At 41.9% G+C, this 17,708-nt stretch carries 15 protein-coding genes and 1 tRNA gene; 10 read left to right on the top strand and 6 right to left on the bottom strand.

Features of this window, described 5'->3' with window-relative positions:
* The first annotated feature begins 167 nt into the window (after window positions 1-167).
* The 8 genes from J5A60_RS07390 (at window position 168) to J5A60_RS07355 (ending at window position 7,460) form a co-directional block, all read left to right on the top strand.
* Window positions 168-686, top strand: coding sequence for a SprT family zinc-dependent metalloprotease (locus tag J5A60_RS07390; RefSeq protein ID WP_109104057.1), 519 nt, complete (start codon window positions 168-170; stop codon window positions 684-686).
* 239 nt (window positions 687-925) lie between these two features.
* Complete coding sequence (locus J5A60_RS07385; protein ID WP_006719285.1) at window positions 926-2,080, top strand: bifunctional tRNA (adenosine(37)-C2)-methyltransferase TrmG/ribosomal RNA large subunit methyltransferase RlmN; 1,155 nt, start codon at window positions 926-928, stop codon at window positions 2,078-2,080.
* 24 nt (window positions 2,081-2,104) lie between these two features.
* Entirely contained in the window at window positions 2,105-2,656 is a 552-nt protein-coding gene (gene pilW, locus J5A60_RS07380; protein WP_212509945.1) for a type IV pilus biogenesis/stability protein PilW, read from the top strand.
* Window positions 2,657-2,871: 215 nt separating this feature from the next.
* Entirely contained in the window at window positions 2,872-3,912 is a 1,041-nt protein-coding gene (locus J5A60_RS07375) for a RodZ family helix-turn-helix domain-containing protein (RefSeq protein ID WP_109104055.1), read from the top strand.
* 10 nt (window positions 3,913-3,922) lie between these two features.
* On the top strand, window positions 3,923-5,026 hold the full coding sequence (gene ispG, locus J5A60_RS07370) for a flavodoxin-dependent (E)-4-hydroxy-3-methylbut-2-enyl-diphosphate synthase (protein ID WP_021615982.1): 1,104 nt from the start codon (window positions 3,923-3,925) through the stop codon (window positions 5,024-5,026).
* Window positions 5,027-5,051: 25 nt separating this feature from the next.
* Complete coding sequence (gene hisS, locus J5A60_RS07365; protein WP_006719281.1) at window positions 5,052-6,329, top strand: histidine--tRNA ligase; 1,278 nt, start codon at window positions 5,052-5,054, stop codon at window positions 6,327-6,329.
* A gap of 9 nt (window positions 6,330-6,338) precedes the next feature.
* Window positions 6,339-6,953: a YfgM family protein gene (locus J5A60_RS07360; protein ID WP_048749277.1), complete on the top strand. Its 615-nt coding sequence runs from the start codon at window positions 6,339-6,341 to the stop codon at window positions 6,951-6,953.
* 54 nt (window positions 6,954-7,007) lie between these two features.
* Window positions 7,008-7,460, top strand: a complete 453-nt coding sequence (locus J5A60_RS07355; RefSeq protein ID WP_212509944.1) for an isoprenylcysteine carboxylmethyltransferase family protein — start codon at window positions 7,008-7,010, stop codon at window positions 7,458-7,460.
* Window positions 7,461-7,466: 6 nt separating this feature from the next.
* On the opposite strand, the gene hda is transcribed toward J5A60_RS07355, so the two are convergent.
* The 6 genes from hda to J5A60_RS07325 all read right to left on the bottom strand — a co-directional run bounded on the left by hda (window position 7,467) and on the right by J5A60_RS07325 (window position 15,089).
* Window positions 7,467-8,171, bottom strand: coding sequence for a DnaA inactivator Hda (gene hda, locus J5A60_RS07350; RefSeq protein ID WP_212509943.1), 705 nt, complete (start codon window positions 8,169-8,171; stop codon window positions 7,467-7,469).
* A gap of 114 nt (window positions 8,172-8,285) precedes the next feature.
* A complete protein-coding gene (locus J5A60_RS07345; protein ID WP_212509942.1) occupies window positions 8,286-9,530 on the bottom strand; it encodes an NCS2 family protein in 1,245 nt (414 codons plus the stop codon).
* A gap of 132 nt (window positions 9,531-9,662) precedes the next feature.
* Complete coding sequence (gene upp / locus J5A60_RS07340) at window positions 9,663-10,289, bottom strand: uracil phosphoribosyltransferase (RefSeq protein WP_006719274.1); 627 nt, start codon at window positions 10,287-10,289, stop codon at window positions 9,663-9,665.
* A gap of 125 nt (window positions 10,290-10,414) precedes the next feature.
* Complete coding sequence (ppiD, locus tag J5A60_RS07335; protein WP_212509941.1) at window positions 10,415-12,262, bottom strand: peptidylprolyl isomerase; 1,848 nt, start codon at window positions 12,260-12,262, stop codon at window positions 10,415-10,417.
* A 126-nt stretch (window positions 12,263-12,388) separates the two neighbouring features.
* The gene (gene lon, locus J5A60_RS07330) at window positions 12,389-14,806 is read right to left on the bottom strand and encodes an endopeptidase La (RefSeq protein ID WP_212509940.1); all 2,418 of its coding nucleotides are present in this window, start codon (window positions 14,804-14,806) and stop codon (window positions 12,389-12,391) included.
* Between the two features lie 193 nt (window positions 14,807-14,999).
* Window positions 15,000-15,089: transfer RNA gene (locus J5A60_RS07325), tRNA-Ser, on the bottom strand.
* Window positions 15,090-15,245: 156 nt separating this feature from the next.
* Between J5A60_RS07325 and dauA the strand changes: the two genes are divergently transcribed.
* On the top strand, window positions 15,246-16,994 hold the full coding sequence (dauA, locus tag J5A60_RS07320; protein ID WP_212509939.1) for a C4-dicarboxylic acid transporter DauA: 1,749 nt from the start codon (window positions 15,246-15,248) through the stop codon (window positions 16,992-16,994).
* Window positions 16,995-17,026: 32 nt separating this feature from the next.
* Window positions 17,027-17,668: a bifunctional 4-hydroxy-2-oxoglutarate aldolase/2-dehydro-3-deoxy-phosphogluconate aldolase gene (locus J5A60_RS07315; protein ID WP_212509938.1), complete on the top strand. Its 642-nt coding sequence runs from the start codon at window positions 17,027-17,029 to the stop codon at window positions 17,666-17,668.
* Window positions 17,669-17,708 lie beyond the last annotated feature (40 nt).

Here is a 17,708-nt window from a genome sequence, read left to right as displayed (position 1 = left end):
TTTTGTTGGTATAAAAATTATGCTAATTGTAGCAGGAAAATCAATTTAATGCATATGGAATGTTGATGTATAATTAATTGAAATCAAAAGAATAAATTAATTTTTAATTTTTAATTTTTTTATTATATTTAAAAAATGCAACAACCTTTAAACTCAATTTATTTGTTATGCAAACTGAAAATCATTTTCGTATTGTAAAAATGCAAATTCTCCGCCGTATTCAATATGGTTTACAGGTGACGGAAGAATATTTCAAACAAGTTTTTATACCTCCGCAAATTCATTATGAATTAAAAGGTGTCAAGGCAGGTGTTGCCTATTTGCAACGAAATACCATCAATTTTAACCGCACTTTATTGTTGGAAAATTCGGAAGAATTTATTCAGCAAGTGGTATTGCATGAGTTGGCCCATATTGTGGTTTATCAGCATTATGGCCATGTGCAACCTCATGGCAAAGAATGGCAATTTGTGATGCAAGAGATATTCCATTTGCCCGCAGAAACCTACCACCAATTTGATTTATCTTCCGTGCAGGGAAAAACCTTTACATATCACTGTGCTTGTCAAACTCATAAGCTCAGCGTCCGCCGTCATAATAAAATTCAGCGTGAAAGTGCGGTGTATTTCTGTCGCAAATGTAAAACCCAATTAAATTGGATTGGGGTGGAAAATGAAGAAAACTAACCGCTCCGTTTATTGCTTCGTTTCGGCTTATTTCCCATAAAAAAACACCTTCTTTTTTCTCGTTTCTCGATCTGCTTCACAAAAAAGTGCGGTCATTTTTCTGAACGTTTGTGCGGTGCATACAAAATCGCTAGATTAATGAAACCGAAATCAGTACAATCGCACCCTTATTTTTTCTATTGTTTAAAATGTAACCAAGAAATTTCGGTATCCGCCGTAATGTGTAATAACGAGGCTCCATGTCAGAACAAACAGTATCAGCGCAAGCTGTTGCCGAACCGGCAAAAAAAGTCAATTTAATGAATTTAACCCGTGCGCAGATGCGTGAATTTTTTGCCGAATTAGGTGAAAAACCGTTCCGCGCCGATCAGTTGGTGAAATGGATTTACCATTTTGGTGAAGACAATTTCGACAATATGACCAATTTAAACAAAAAATTACGGGAAAAATTAAAGTCCGTGGCAGAAATTAAAGCCCCGGAAGTGGCGGTGGAACAGCGTTCTGCTGACGGCACCATTAAATGGGCGATGCAGGTCGGCGATCAGCAAGTAGAAACCGTGTACATTCCGGAAGCGGATCGCGCCACGTTATGCGTTTCTTCACAGGTTGGTTGCGCATTGGCTTGTACTTTTTGTTCTACCGCGCAACAAGGTTTTAACCGTAATTTAACGGTGTCGGAAATTATTGGGCAAGTATGGCGCGCATCGAAAATCATCGGCAATTTTGGTGTGACAGGCGTGCGCCCGATTACCAATGTGGTAATGATGGGCATGGGCGAACCGCTATTGAATGTGGCGAATGTGGTGCCGGCGATGGAAATTATGTTGGACGATTTTGCCTACGGACTATCCAAACGCCGTGTGACATTATCCACTTCAGGTGTGGTACCGGCGCTCGATAATTTAAGCAAAATGATTGATGTGGCATTAGCGATTTCCTTGCACGCACCAAACGATGAATTGCGTGATGAAATCGTGCCACTAAACAAAAAATACAATATCAAAACCTTGATTGATTCGGTGAATCGCTATTTAAGCGTTTCCAACGCCAACCATGGCAAAGTGACCATCGAATATGTCATGTTGGATCATGTGAATGATCATGTGGAACACGCGCATCAATTAGCAGAAGTGTTAAAAAATACGCCATGTAAAATCAATTTGATTCCATGGAATCCGTTCCCGGAAGCACCTTATGCGAAAAGTTCTAATACGCGTATTGACCGATTCCAAAAAACCTTGATGGAATACGGTTTAACCGTGATTGTGCGCAAAACCCGTGGCGACGACATTGATGCTGCCTGCGGACAATTAGCCGGCGATGTCATTGACCGGACTAAACGTACTGCACAGAAAAAACGTTTTGGCGAGGCGATTGCCGTTCAAGTTCAGTAACCATTCAAACTCGGAGGAAAATAAATGGTTCATTTCTCGTTCTTTACTCGAATCATACCGTTTATTTTCCCCTTTCTGTTTTCTGCCTGTGTTTCCCAACAGGTATCATCTGATTTTGATAAACAACAGGCGGCAAAAGCTCGTGTTGAATTAGCGCTGGGCTATTTGCAGCAACGAGATTACAATCAAGCCAAGGCAAATTTAGATCGCGCGCTTTCTTATGCGCCCGATGACTATTTAGTGCATGCGGTGCGCGCTTATTTTTATCAGCAACAGGGCGATGTGATTCAAGCAGAGAAAGCCTATTTGACTGCTATTAAGTTAGACAAAAAGCAAGGTGATGTTTTCAATAATTTCGGTACCTTTCTTTGTTTGCAAGGTAAATATTCTGCCGCCTATGAGCAATTCCATAAAGCATTAAAGGCGCCTAATTATTATCGGCAGACTGATACTTACGAAAATCTTGCACTCTGTGCTTTATCAGCAAAGGATTTAACGGTTTATCAGGAAAATCTGTTAATGCTTGAAAAAATGGATCCGGAAAGAGCAAAAAAATTAGCTTTGCGGGCACAATAGTCGATCAAAGTGCGGTCATTTTTGCCAGTGTTTTTAGCCAATTATTTTGTGATTGCTTTTGTTCTCCGAAAATAGGTGAAAATGCCATTTAAAATTGATTTTGTACAGTGTGACAATTTCCATGTCAGATAACAATAACGCCATATAACTGTTGCAAAACCTGCCTTACCACCTTAAACTTTAGCACTTAATTTTTAGCTAAAAATACCATTCCTATGAATACATCTAAAACAACTCAAGAATCACAACATAGTGCACAAGAAATCACCATTGGTGATAAATTTCGTTTGGCAAGAGAAGCTTTAAATCTTTCATTGGAAGCCGTTTCTCAAGCCATTTCATTACGTCCTTCAATTCTGCAAGATATTGAAAATAATCGATTTATTCATGGCTCAACGCCTGCAACTTTTGTACGTGGCTATGTGCGTAGCTATGCAAAATTTCTCAAGATTGCAGACAGCGAATGGCTGAATGTGATTGATTTTGGTGACGAGCAACAAAATGACTTAGGTAAAAATGCTCGTGCGACCAGCTCTGTTAATCAATATTCCTCTCATAATCGTTGGGTAGGTTATTTGACCACCTTAGTTGTGCTTGTGGTGCTTGGCATGACAGGCATGTGGTGGTGGGAAAGCCATCAGCAATCCAATGCAGAGCGTGATAATTTAGTGAATTCTTATACCCAATTCTCAACAGAAACGCCAGCGACAGTAACCAATGTTGATAATGTGTCTGTGGTGACACAGCCGATTAGTCAGGCAGAAAATCATCTTGTTGAACCAGTATCGACTGAGGCTACTGTTGAAGTTAAGCCGCAAGAGAATGTGGTTGCGACACCAGTAGTTGTTGAAACAGAAGTCACACCGGCAAATGTGTTGCAATCGGAAATGACCAAAATCAACGGTGCAGAGCAAACGGCAGCCATGCCTGAAAGTTCACCAATGGAAACCGCCGCTACAACTACAACATCTTCTGTAACTGAAAGTGCGGTGGAAAATCCAAATGTTTCTGCGGTCGCGACAAATGATAATTTATACATTGAAGTGATCGGTAATTGCTGGATTAGTGTAAAAGACAAAAATCGTAAGGTGTTAGCACAAAAAGAATATAAGCAAGGCGATGTGTTAAGTTTTAACGAAGAAGAGCCTTATTCTTTAATTATCGGTGCGCCGGGGAATGTCAAAATTATTTATAGAGGCGAAGCTTTCCCATTAACACTTGACGGGCGTGTCGCAAAATTTAAATTACCTCAATAATGGGCGAACAATGTTAGAAAAGCCAAAAATTCAGCGTAGAGAATCCACGAAAATTTATGTGGGGAATGTACCTATCGGTGGTGATGCACCGATTGCGGTACAGTCTATGACCAACACAAGAACTACCGATGTTGAGGCCACGGTCGCGCAAATCAAATCGTTAGAGCGCGTAGGTGCCGATATTGTACGGGTGTCCGTGCCAACCATGGAAGCGGCGGAAGCCTTCAAATTAATTAAACAGCAAGTGAGCGTGCCATTAGTCGCTGATATTCATTTTGATTACCGCATTGCGTTGAAAGTCGCCGAATATGGTGTGGACTGTTTGCGTATCAATCCGGGTAATATCGGACGTGAAGATCGTATTCGCGCCGTGGTGGATTGCGCTAAAGATAAAAATATCCCAATTCGTATTGGGGTGAATGCCGGTTCACTGGAAAAAGACATTCAGGAAAAATACGGTGAACCGACGCCACAAGCCTTGTTGGAATCGGCATTGCGCCATGTTGAAATTTTAGATCGTTTGAACTTCGATCAATTTAAAGTGAGTGTTAAAGCCTCCGATGTGTATTTGGCGGTGGAATCCTATCGTTTACTTGCCAAGGCGATTAAACAGCCCTTGCATTTAGGTATTACTGAAGCCGGTGGTGCGCGTGCCGGTGCAGTGAAATCTGCCATCGGATTAGGTATGTTATTGGCTGAAGGGATCGGTGACACGTTGCGGGTGTCTTTAGCTGCGGATCCTGTAGAAGAAATCAAAGTGGGCTTTGATATTTTAAAATCACTGCGTATTCGTTCTCGTGGCATTAACTTTATTGCTTGCCCAACCTGTTCTCGTCAGGAATTTGATGTGATTGGCACGGTAAATGCGCTGGAACAACGTTTGGAAGATATTATTACGCCGATGGATGTGTCAATTATCGGCTGTGTCGTCAATGGTCCGGGAGAGGCGTTGGTGTCTGATTTAGGTGTCACCGGCGGCAATAAGAAAAGCGGCTATTATCTTGACGGTGAGCGCCAGAAAGAACGTTTTGATAACGATGATTTGATTAATCAATTAGAAGCAAAAATCCGCGCTCGTGTTGCGCAGCAAGATCCTAAAAATCGTATTCTTTAATTTTTAATAAACACAGGAAGTTATTGTGGCAAAAACTATTCAGGCAATTCGTGGAATGAACGATTGCTTACCAACAGAAACTCCCCTATGGCAATGGGTTGAGAATAAAGTGCGGTCTGTTTTAAGTGCGTATGGTTACGCGGAAATCCGTATGCCAATTGTGGAAAGCACACCGTTATTCGCCCGCGCTATCGGTGAAGTCACCGATGTGGTGGAAAAAGAAATGTTTACGTTTGATGACCGTGATGAAGAAAGTTTGACTTTGCGTCCGGAAGGCACGGCAGGTTGTGTTCGCGCCGGTATCGAGCACGGTTTGTTGTACAACCAAGAACAACGTTTATGGTATATGGGGCCGATGTTCCGTTATGAACGTCCGCAAAAAGGTCGTTATCGTCAGTTCCATCAAGTGGGCGTGGAGATTTTCGGGATTCCTAATCCGGAAATTGATGCGGAGCTTATCGCCTTAACCGCCCGTTTATGGAAGGATTTAGGCATTTTTGACCATGTTACGCTTCAACTTAACTCCATCGGTTCATTAGAGGCGCGTAAAAATTATCGTCAAGCCTTAGTCGATTTTTTACAAAATCACATCGATATTTTAGATGAAGACAGCAAACGTCGTTTAACCACCAATCCGTTACGGATTTTGGACAGTAAAGATCAACGTGTTCAAGAAGTGCTAAATGATGCACCGAAATTACACGATTATCTTGACGATGATTCCCGCGAACATTTTGCGCAATTATGCGCCTTGCTTGATAATTTAGGGATTCAATACGAAATCAATCAAAAATTAGTGCGCGGCTTGGATTATTACAACAAAACCGTATTTGAATGGGTGACATCCGCTTTAGGCGCGCAAGGTACCGTCTGCGGTGGTGGTCGTTACGATGGGTTGGTTGAACAGCTAGGCGGTCATGCCACAAGTGGTGTTGGCTTTGCTATGGGCTTGGAGCGTTTAGTCCTGTTGGTACAGGAAGTGAATACACAGATTACCTTGCCAAGTGCGGTGGATATTTACATCGTTTATCAAGGCGAAGGCACTACCGTAGCAGCCTTTAATTTGGCGGAAAAACTTCGTTCAGAATTACCGCACTTACGTACGCTTTTACACTGCAGTGGTGGGAATTTCAAAAAACAATTTAAACGAGCCGATAAAAGTGGAGCGAAGTTAGCCTTGGTCATCGGCGAAGATGAAGTGAAAAACCAACAAGTGGTGGTAAAAAACTTGTTGCAACATAGTGAACAAGCGGTTGTGGCATTAGGCGACATCATTAATCACATTCAAAACACATTCAAATAAGGAAAAAACATGGCGTATACCATTGAAGAAGAACAAGAACTCAGTGCTATTAAAGCGTGGTGGCAAGAAAACTATAAGTTTATTATTGTTTGTTTTGTCATTGCATTTGGTGGCGTATTCGGTTGGAACTACTGGCAATCTCATCAGTTACAGAAAATCCACAATGCCTCTGCCGAGTATGAGCAAGTGTTGTTTAACTATGCAAAAGATCCGAAAGCACAAGAAGAGCAGTTTTCTCAATTTATCAAAAATAATGAGAAAACCGGCTATGCGGTGTTAGCGTTGTTAGATAAAGCAAAGATTGCGGTAGAGAATCAAGATTTTGCACAGGCTGAAGACGCGTTAAAACAGGCAGTAGCACAATCAACGGATGATGTTTTATCTTCTGTCAGTGCATTACGTTTGGCTGCGGTGCAATTCCAACTTGGGCAATTTGATCCTGCGTTGGAAAGTTTGAAGTTAGTGAAAGATCAAGCTTGGAATGGCGCTAAGAATATGTTGGTCGGCGATATTCAGTTGGCGAAAGGTGATAAGGACGCAGCGAAAAGCGCTTATCAGCAAGCTCAACAGAATGCTACGCCGTTAGAGCAACAACTCATTCAAGTGCGGTTAAATAATTTATAGTTTTTGAGGCTTGGTTTTCCCAAGCCTTTCTTTTGTCCTGAATAAGGTATGCCTATGTCATTGAATAAATGTCACATCCCCGTTCCACCGCCATTAATTTTTGTTTTTTGTGCATTGTTGATGAAATTCCTTCCGCCTGTTTTGCAATTTCCCTCTTCTTTGTGGTTGGTGATTGTATTCGGCGGAATGGGTTGCGTCATTGGAGCAGCCAGTGTTTTGCAGTTTTTATTGACGAAAACAACCTTGAATCCCTTTCAACTTGAAACGGCTTCTCAATTAGTCACCGGTGGTATTTATCGTTTGAGCAGAAATCCGATGTATCTCAGCCTTGTTTTTATTTTATTGGCTTGGATGGTTTATCTCGGTTCACTGTCGGCGTTGTTTGGTGTAGGGTTATTTATTTGGTATGTCACCAAATTCCAAATTAAACCGGAAGAAGAGGGACTCAAGCGTTTATTTGGGGCTGAGTTTACAGACTATTGCCAGCGTACGCGTAGATGGTTATAACAGCAATTATAAAGATAAAATTTCTTTAACGAAGGGAATCGTTAGTTTACGTTGCGCCTGTAATGAAGCTTGATCGAGTTTTTCTAACGCATTAAATAAGGTTTTCATATCCCGTTCTAAACGTTTGAAGAGAAAATTAGCCGTTTCGTCAGGTAATTCAATGCCGCGTTGATGTGCCGCCAGTTGTAAGACCGCTATCTTTTGTTGATCATTTACCGGCATTAATTGATACACTTCGCCCCATGTAAGACGAGACGCCAAATCCGGTAAATGGGCTGATAAATTGGTCGGAGATTGATCCGCGCTGATCACTAAAAGCGTTTTTCCGGTTTCTCGGATTCGATTAATTAAATCGAAAATAGCCACTTCCCAATCCGGATTGCCAATCACTTCTTGTAAATCATCCAAACACACTAATTCTTGTTGCTCTAGATTTTCCAGTACTGCCGGAGAGAAATATTGTGCTTTATTCAAAGGCACGTATAGCGCAGGTCGTTGATGCGTTAAGTAATGATGACAAATAGCTTTTAATAGATGGCTTTTCCCGTAACCACGCTGACCCCAAAGATAGAAAAAAGGTTGGCTGAGATGGGAAAAGTTTTTTTGTAGAGAGCTGAGCAGAAGCTGATTGTTTTCCGCGTAGAAATTTTCCAGGGTGTCATTATCAAATTGATGAATAGGGAGAGGAAGTTGGAAATATGGCTCGCTCAAATCAAATACCGAAAATGCTGAAATAAAGTCTGGTAAGAATAAACGAAATTTTTAAAATTAGAAAGTCATTAGCGGATATTTTTCCTTTCCGCTAATGACTGTTACATATGCCTTTTATGCGGCTTCGTTTTTCGCTTTAGGTAATACCAAGTTCAAAATGATGGCAACCACGGCACAAAGGCTGATTCCTTTTAAGGACACACCACCGACGTCAACGAACATGTTACCGATACCAAATGTCATGACCACCGCAATGATGCAAAGGTTACGTGCCTCGGTGACATCGACTTTGGCGCGGATCAAGGTGCTCATGCCCACAACGGCAATGGAACCAAACACCAACATCATGATACCGCCCATCACGATGGTTGGGATGGTAGATAAAAAGGCACCGACTTTTCCACAGAAGGAAATGGCAATTGCCCAGACCGCCGCCCAAGTCATGATATTTGGATTGAAATTACGGGTGAGCATGACTGCACCGGTGACTTCTGCATAGGTTGTATTTGGTGGACCGCCTAATAATGATGCTGCGCTCGTTGCGATACCATCACCCAACAAAGTACGATGTAAGCCCGGTTTTTTGATGAAGTCTTTGCCGGTGACGGAACTAATCGCCATAATGCCGCCTACGTGTTCCACGGCGGGCGCAATGGCAATTGGCAGTAAATATAAAATGGCTTCCAATTTAAATTCAGGTGTGGTGATGTTTGGCAGACTAAACCAAGGCGCCTCTAAAACCGGTTGGAAATTAATGAGCCCCATGAAAAGGCATAGAACATAACCGACGGTGATACCGAACATAATTGGGATAAGTTTCATTAGCCCTTTGGAGAAGACCGCCACGCACAAGGTTGTGATGAGGGTTACCATAGACACTAAAACAGCATCATTGTATTGGTAAGCGCTATTTTTACCGAGTGCCATATCGACAGCGACCGGCGCTAAGCCCATACCGATGATAATAATGACCGGACCCACGACTACTGGAGGGAAAATGCGTTCTAATGCTGCAGCACCACGTAATTTGACTAATGTACTCAGCGCTAAATAAACCAAGCCTGCACAGGCTAAACCGCCCATTGTGGCAGGAATACCCCAAGTGGCGACACCATATTGAATCGGGGCAATAAAGGCAAAAGAAGAGGCCAAGAAAATCGGCACTTGTTTGCCGGTACAAAGTTGGAATAATAAAGTACCGATACCAGCGGTGAGCAAGGCTGTATTGGCATCTAATCCGGTAATTAACGGTACTAAAACCAATGCACCAAAGGCAACGAATAGCATTTGTAAACCCACAAATGCTTGTTTAATGGAGCTCTGTTGCTCCGTGATTGCAGCTTGTGTTGTATGTGCCATGTAAGTTTCAACTCTCTGTCTGAATTAACTTAAAAAGTGCGGTCATTTTTCGAAACATTTTCATTTCTTTTGACCGCAAAAGAGGCGGATAAAAATCCGCCTAACGTGTTAATAAAATTTCCGGTTTCAGGATTATTTCGTACCGAAAATTTTATCTCCTGCATCACCTAAACCCGGAATGATATAACCGTTTTCGTTTAAGTGATCATCAATTGCCGCGGTGTATAATTCAATGTCCGGATGCGCTTTTTCTAATGCAGCAAGACCTTCTGGTGCGGCAACTAATACTAAAACTTTAATGTGTTTGCACCCTTTTTGTTTGAGCAAATCGATGGTTGCAATCATGGAACCACCGGTTGCTAGCATCGGGTCAACAACGATAGCTAAACGTTCATCTAAATCGCTGGCTAATTTTTGGAAATAAGGCACCGGCTCAAGGGTTTCTTCATTACGGTACATACCGACAACGCTGATACGCGCACTTGGAACGTGCTCTAACACACCGTCCATCATGCCAAGGCCTGCACGTAGAATCGGTACAACAGTGACTTTTTTACCTTTGATTTGGTCAATCTCAACCGGACCGCACCAACCGTCAATAATGACTTTTTCCGTTTCTAAATCGGATGTCGCTTCATAAGTTAATAGACTTCCGACTTCTGTTGCCAATTCACGGAATTTTTTCGTGTTAATTTCTGCTGCGCGCATTAAACCCAATTTGTGTTTCACTAAAGGGTGTTTGACTTCAACTAATTTCATTTTTATCTCCTTAATATTAGACGGTTCGCTGCGAAAAATAAATCGCGGAATAATATATCAAAGCCTGTTGCTTCTCAAATTTAGCTCAAAAATAATGCCTATGACATCATAGGCATTACGCTTGATTATTGCTCTTGGTTAATAAATGAGTCGTTTATCTCAATTTTCGCTTTAGTGCGTAGTGCATTTAATAAACTGTTTTGTAAGCTCACTTGAGAGAGTTGCTCAATTTGCACGGCAAATTGCTTTTGCTCTTGTTCGGTTAATTTGCCATCAACCACTTTATCTAATGCAATGATAACGACATCACCATTTGCATTGCTAGCGGCTTTATAGGTAGTTTTACCTTCTTCCGGCTTCGCCATGGAAAATACCGTATTGTTTAACACAGGATCTTTATTTTCGGCAAAGACCCAAGTTTGTTCTGCACCAAATTTTACGCCTTCAACAGACTTGCCTTCAGATAAATTTTGGACAATTTGTTCTGCTTGAGCTAATACGACTGCTTCTGCTTTTTGATGTTTTAAATGTGCGGTAATGTCAGCTTTGGCTTCATCTAATGTTTTGATGCTTTGAGGTTTATGATCAAGCACACGAACGACGACAGAATGTTGTTCACCCACGTTCATCGGTTCAGAGTTGCTACCGCCTTGGGAAAGATCAGAATCGAAAACCGCAGAAACGACATTAGGATAATTCAGTTCAGCAGGAATATCATCACGAGAAAAATATGCCGTTTCTTGTACTTTGACACCGCCTACTTCTGCAGCCGCATTCAATGAAGAAGGATCTTCAAATGCTTTTTCTGCAACACGTTTTTCAACGGAATAAAATTGTGTATTGACTAAGTTTTGACGGATTTGTGCCGCGATCTGCGCTTTTACGCTTTCTAATGGTTGTAACTGTGGCTCTTTGCGTTCTTCCACCAAAATAATATGGTAGTGATTGTCAAGATTTACCGGTTGGCTATATTGACCAACAGCTAAGGCATTTGCAGCATCTTCAAAAACTTTTGGAAATTCACCCGCACTTACCCAGCTTAAATCCCCACCGCGCTCTGCACTGGTTGGATCAATCGAGTGATTTTTTGCCAAATCTGCAAAATTTGCTCCATTTTGTAGCTGTTGGTATAGCTCTTGTGCTTGCTGTTCTGTTTTTACTTGAATATGGGCTAAGCGTTGTTGTCCTTGGGTTGTGAATTGGGGTTTATTATCTTGATAATATTGTGCAATTTCTACATCAGTAATGTTGATATTGTTCTCCATCGCCGCGCCGGATAAGTCGAGGTATTGTACTTTTACAGTTTCCGGAATGGTAAACTCAGCTTTGTGTGCATCGTAGTAAGCTTGAATTTCTTCATCGCTAACTTCTTGTTTGGCAATTTCATTGGCTAAAGGTAAATTTGCTAAACGAATTTGACGGCTTTGGAAGAAAAGTTTTGCTAATTTTTCTTGTTGAGCAGGGACGCTAAAGGTAGTAGTGCCTAAACCGCTTTGTAATTGTTCTAGGCGTAATGCTTCGCGAACATAACCGGCATAGGTTTCAGCAGAAATCCCATTATTTTGTAGTGTTTGTTGATATAGCGTATTGTCAAATTTGCCATTATTTTGGAAAGTTGGCGTGGTGACGATTTCTTGTTTAATACGTGCATCGCTAACACCTAATTTAAGTTCGTTAGCGTATTGGCGTAGTAGTTCTTGATCAATTAAAGAGGCAAGTACTTGACGTTTAAGATTGGCCACTTGTGCCGGTGAATCGATTTCTTGAGGCGTTAAATTACGTGATGCAATATTGTATTGATTTTGAAACGCTTGTTGTGAAATTTCTTCTCCGTTCACTTTTGCTGCTGAGTTATCCACTCGGGTATAAAGATAACCTGCCATCGAGCTGATAACAAATGTGACAGTAATAAAACCAAAAAGAAACTTGGAGGCCCAGTTAGTTGAGGCTCCGTGTAGTTTTTCCATTACCATGAAACGTATCCTATAAAAATAAAGCAAAAGTTTGCACGATTATAATCTAAAGCGCCTTTACACGCACTAGCAAAATAAAAAAAGCCAAATTATTCGATGATAATTTGGCTTTTTAAAAACGTTTAATTAATTGACCGCACTTGGAGAAATACTTTTCTTACGACGACTGCTTTTCACCGCAGAAATCGGTTCAAGCTTTACGAACTCAACACTGCTTGGTGGGTTTTCCAACGCAATGGTTAACACTTCATCGATGGTTTCTACCGCATGAATGTTCAAATCACGTTTGGCGTTTTCCGGAATATCTTCCAAATCTTTCACATTGTCTTTTGGAATAATCACTGTTTTAATGCCGCCACGGTGGGCTGCCAATAATTTTTCTTTTAAACCGCCAATTGGTAATACTTTGCCACGTAGGCTGATTTCACCGGTCATCGCCACTTCCGATTTCACCGGATTACCGGTTAAGCAGGATACCAATGCGGTGCACATGGCAATCCCTGCGCTCGGACCGTCTTTTGGTGTCGCACCGTCCGGAACGTGAATATGAATATCGCGTTTTTCGTGGAATTCCGGATTAATGCCTAATTTATCTGCACGGGCGCGTACGACAGTCATTGCCGCTTGAATGGATTCTTTCATTACATCGCCCAAGGAGCCTGTGTAACTGAGTTTACCTTTCCCTAGCACTGAGGCGGTTTCAATCGTCAGTAAATCGCCGCCGACTTCCGTCCATGCCAAACCGGTGACTTCGCCAACACGATTTTGCGTATCTGCACGACCAAATTCAAAGCGTTTCACGCCAAGGTAATCGTGTAGATTTTTCGCCGTCACTTTGATGGATTTTAATTTCTTATCTAACAGTAACGTTTTTACGGCTTTACGGCATATTTTTGAAATTTCACGTTCTAAATTACGCACACCGGCTTCGCGAGTGTAATAGCGGATAATATCCACGATCGCACTGTCATCAATGGTTAATTCACCAGCTTTTAACCCGTTGCGTTCCATTTGTTTGTTGATCAAATGGCGAGTGGCGATATTCAGTTTTTCATCTTCTGTATAACCGGATAAACGAATCACTTCCATACGATCTAATAATGGCGTTGGAATGTGCATGGAGTTTGAGGTCGCCACAAACATGACATCGGATAAATCGTAGTCCACTTCCAAATAATGATCGTTGAAATGGGCGTTTTGTTCCGGATCCAATACCTCTAATAAAGCAGAAGCTGGATCGCCACGCATATCAGAAGACATTTTGTCGATTTCATCTAACAAAAAGAGTGGGTTTTTTACACCGACTTTTGCCATTTTTTGAATCAATTTGCCTGGCAAGGAACCAATATAGGTTTTACGGTGACCACGAATTTCTGCTTCATCACGCACGCCGCCTAATGCCATACGCACATATTTACGCCCTGTTGCATTGGCAATAGATTGTCCTAAAGAGGTTTTACCGACACCAGGAGGGCCTACCAAGCAAAGAATTGGCCCTTTTAATTGATTTAAACGGGTTTGCACGGCAAGGTATTCCAAAATACGCTCTTTCACGCGCTCCAAACCATAGTGATCGGCATCTAAAATTTCTTGTGCTTTAGCGAGATCTTTTTTCACTTTGGTGCGTTTATGCCAAGGCACTTGAATCATCCAGTCAATATAACTGCGCACAACAGTGGCTTCAGCCGACATTGGCGACATCATTTTCAGTTTTTGCAATTCAGCTTCGGCTTTTTCACGTGCTTCCAAAGGCATTCTTGCCTCTTCAATTTTTTGACGAAGCTGTTCAATTTCACTTATCGCATTTTCTTCTTCGCCAAGTTCTTTTTGAATGGCTTTAATTTGTTCGTTTAAGTAATAATCGCGCTGACTTTTTTCCATTTGTTTTTTCACGCGACTACGAATGCGTTTTTCCACCTGTAATAGATCCGCTTCGGACTGCATTAAACCCAGCAAATACTCAAAACGTTCCACTACATTGGTCATTTCTAGTACGGTTTGTTTTTGGGCAACGGAAACCGGTAAATGGGAGGCTAAGGTGTCACTAACTTGTTCCAAATTTTCAATTTGTTGAAGTGCGGAAAGGATATCCGGCTGTACTTTCTTATTCAAATTCACATAGTTTTGGAATTCATCTAAGGCTGCTTTGTGAACAACTTGTAATTCTTTTTTATTACCAAGCGTGCTATTAAGCGGCTCTACCTGTGCTTGAAAATGTTCACCGGAATCTTCAATTTGATGAATTTTGGCGCGCTGTTGTCCTTCCACTAACACTTTCACGGTGCCATCAGGAAGTTTGAGCAACTGGATAATATTGGCAATGGTGCCGACATCATATAAATCGTCAATGGACGGTTCTTCTAATTCTGCCTGTTTTTGCGAAACCAATAACAGCTGTTTGCCATTATTCATGGCATCATCAAGGCTGCTAATGGATCTTGGTCTGCCTACAAATAACGGCATGACCATAAAAGGAAACACGACGACATCGCGCAATGGCAATACCGGTATGGTTTGTAATTCTGATTTTTTTGCTCTCATCATGTACTCTCTTATCTAAATTCCGTTGATTTCGCCTAATATTGGGGTGGATTCCGTAAATTCAAGCATCAAAAGGATATGCCAACACATAAAAGTGCGGTGATTTTTTAACGTGTTTTTATTGTTGAAAATGTTGCTCAGTATAACTGAAATAGATTGGAACAAATAAAGATTAAAAAAGAAAATTCATTAAGAATGGCGGTGAGAGAGGGATTCGAACCCTCGATGCAGTTTCCCACATACACGCTTTCCAGGCGTGCTCCTTCAACCACTCGGACATCTCACCGTGATTAGGACGTGCGAACTATAAGGATTTCATTGAGCCTCGTCAAGTATTTTTGTGATTTGCCCCATCAGACGATAAAAATTTCGCCAATAATCAGGTAAAATAAGCATCCACTCATGGTTATTCCATTCAATTTCTCATCTACGATTATGAATTATGTTAAAAAAATGGTTTCTTTCTAAAAATGTGTTTCTTGCGGTGAAACCTTTCAGTGCGTTGAAAGACAGCTTTCACGCGGGCTATAGCTCCCGTCATTTGGTTAAAGATATTATTGCCGGTTTGACTGTGGGGATTATTGCTATTCCGCTTTCCATGGCATTGGCGATTGCCAGTGGTGTGCCGCCGCAACATGGTTTGTACACGGCAATTATTGCGGGAATGATTATTGCGTTAACGGGGGGATCCCGTTTTAATATTTCGGGGCCTACCGCCGCATTTGTAGTCATTTTATATCCTGTGACGCAACAATTCGGACTAAGTGGCTTGTTGATGGCGACATTATTGTCAGGCATTATTTTAGTATTAATGGCGCTGTTCCGTTTAGGGCGACTAATTGAATATATCCCGTTGCCGGTGACACTCGGTTTTACATCGGGGATCGGTATTGTGATTGCCACGTTGCAAATTAAGGATTTTCTCGGTTTAAGTATTGAAAAGATGCCTTCTCATTACCTTGAAAAAGTACAAGTTATTTTGACCGCACTTTCAAGTATCAGCTGGGCGGATACCGCAGTAGGCATTATCACACTCATCGTATTAACCCAATGGCATAAACTTCGTTTACCGATTCCGGGTCATTTACCGGCAGTCATTATTGCGACTTTATTATCTTTAGGCTTAACTCATTTTGGCTTTTCTGTGGCGACGATCGGAACCGAATTCCAATATACGCTTTCCGATGGCAGCACAGGTTTTGGTATTCCAAATGTTTTGCCTGAATTTGTACTGCCGTGGAATATTCCTGATCTTCATGGCAACGTAATTGACTGGAATTTCGATACCATTCAACGACTGCTTCCTGCAGGGTTCTCAATGGCGGTTTTAGGTGCCATTGAATCTCTCTTATGTGCTGTTGTGTTAGATAACATGACGGACACCAAGCACCATTCCAATAACGAATTATTGGCGCAAGGATTAGGCAATATCGCATCACCGTTCTTCGGTGGTATTACCGCCACTGCGGCAATTGCCCGTTCAGCCGTTAACGTTAAATCTGGTGCGGTGTCACCACTTTCCGGCGTGGTGCATGCGCTATTAGTGCTGTTTGCCTTGTTATTTTTTGCGCCGGCGCTTTCTTATTTGCCGTTGTCGTCTATGGCAGCATTATTGCTGGTGGTGGCTTGGCACATGGCGGACTTGCCACAAATTATTCAGTTAATTCGTCGCTCCGGGCGTAATGAAATCACCGTGTTATTGGTTTGCTTGGTATTGACCGTGTTATTCGACATGGTGATCGCCATTTCTGTGGGCGTGTTGTTGGCAAGCTTGCTGTTTATTCGCACCATCGCTGAAATGACCAAATCCATCAGCATTGCTGTGCCGGAGGATTTAGATGATGTCTTAATTTATCGTATTAGCGGACCGCTCTTTTTCGCTGCAGCAGATAATTTATTTGCTGATTTACATGATAAGACTGTACACACCGACCACGAAATTAAACACATTGTTTTACAATGCGATGCGGTGACGGTATTGGATACCGGGGGAATTCACGCACTTACGCGTTTTGTGCAACATATGCTCCCACATCAACAGCTTTATATGTGCAATATGCAATTCCAACCGTTACGTACTATCGTGAAATCCGGTAGCTTACCGGAAATTAAAAAAATTAATTTCACGGCGGATTTGGCGGAGGCACTGAATAAAATTCTGGAATTTGAGGGCATCGAAATTAAACACTAGCCCGACAATAAAAAGATAAAAAAGGAGAGAGTATGTCTTTGACGTTAGCCCAAATTACCGAGCAACTTCGTGAACTTAAAGTCGTGCCGGTGATTGCCTTGGATCGAGCAGAAGATATTTTGCCACTGGCAGATACGTTAGCAAACAATGGTTTACCGGTAGCGGAAATTACATTTCGTTCGCCAGCCGCTGCGGAAGCCATCCGTTTACTGCGCCAACAACGACCGGACTTTTTGATTGCTGCTGGAACAGTGTTAAACGCTGAGCAGGTTGTCGCCGCGAAAAACAGTGGGGCTGATTTTGTGGTCACACCGGGGTTTAACCCGAAAATTGTGCAATTATGCCAAGATTTAGATTTACCGATCACGCCGGGGGTCAATAATCCGATGGCTATTGAAGCGGCATTAGACATGGGGATCGAAACCGTGAAGTTCTTTCCGGCAGAGGCTTCGGGCGGAGTAAAAATGATCAAAGCCTTGTTGGGGCCTTATTCTCAGTTAGACATCATGCCTACAGGAGGCATTGGGATGCAGAATATTAAGGAGTATTTGGCGATTTCAAATGTATTGGCATGTGGTGGTTCTTGGTTTGTTGAGAAGAATCTGATTAATGCGAAAAATTGGCAGGAAATTGGGCGATTAACAAAAGATGTTGTGGAATGGGTTAATTCCTAGTTAAAGGTAATAAAAAGTGCGGTGGGTTTAAAAACAGGTT

The sequence above is a fragment of the Aggregatibacter sp. oral taxon 513 genome (assembly GCF_018128305.1).
GTDB lineage: Bacteria > Pseudomonadota > Gammaproteobacteria > Enterobacterales > Pasteurellaceae > Aggregatibacter > Aggregatibacter segnis_A.
Note: the sequence above shows the minus strand (reverse complement) of the source record. Positions and strands in the feature narration are given on the sequence as shown.

Excerpts from the sequence above, each read along its gene's own strand:
- J5A60_RS07345 (WP_212509942.1), bottom strand. The coding sequence starts at position 9,530 with ATGGCACATACAACACAAGCTGCAATCACGGAGCAACAGAGCTCCATT.
- ppiD (WP_212509941.1), bottom strand. The coding sequence starts at position 12,262 with ATGGTAATGGAAAAACTACACGGAGCCTCAACTAACTGGGCCTCCAAG.
- dauA (WP_212509939.1), top strand. The coding sequence starts at position 15,246 with ATGTTAAAAAAATGGTTTCTTTCTAAAAATGTGTTTCTTGCGGTGAAA.
- ispG (WP_021615982.1), top strand. The coding sequence starts at position 3,923 with ATGTTAGAAAAGCCAAAAATTCAGCGTAGAGAATCCACGAAAATTTAT.
- J5A60_RS07360 (WP_048749277.1), top strand. The coding sequence starts at position 6,339 with ATGGCGTATACCATTGAAGAAGAACAAGAACTCAGTGCTATTAAAGCG.
- J5A60_RS07315 (WP_212509938.1), top strand. The coding sequence starts at position 17,027 with ATGTCTTTGACGTTAGCCCAAATTACCGAGCAACTTCGTGAACTTAAA.
- pilW (WP_212509945.1), top strand. The coding sequence starts at position 2,105 with ATGGTTCATTTCTCGTTCTTTACTCGAATCATACCGTTTATTTTCCCC.
- J5A60_RS07390 (WP_109104057.1), top strand. The coding sequence starts at position 168 with ATGCAAACTGAAAATCATTTTCGTATTGTAAAAATGCAAATTCTCCGC.
- upp (WP_006719274.1), bottom strand. The coding sequence starts at position 10,289 with ATGAAATTAGTTGAAGTCAAACACCCTTTAGTGAAACACAAATTGGGT.
- lon (WP_212509940.1), bottom strand. The coding sequence starts at position 14,806 with ATGATGAGAGCAAAAAAATCAGAATTACAAACCATACCGGTATTGCCA.
- J5A60_RS07385 (WP_006719285.1), top strand. The coding sequence starts at position 926 with ATGTCAGAACAAACAGTATCAGCGCAAGCTGTTGCCGAACCGGCAAAA.
- J5A60_RS07355 (WP_212509944.1), top strand. The coding sequence starts at position 7,008 with ATGTCATTGAATAAATGTCACATCCCCGTTCCACCGCCATTAATTTTT.
- J5A60_RS07375 (WP_109104055.1), top strand. The coding sequence starts at position 2,872 with ATGAATACATCTAAAACAACTCAAGAATCACAACATAGTGCACAAGAA.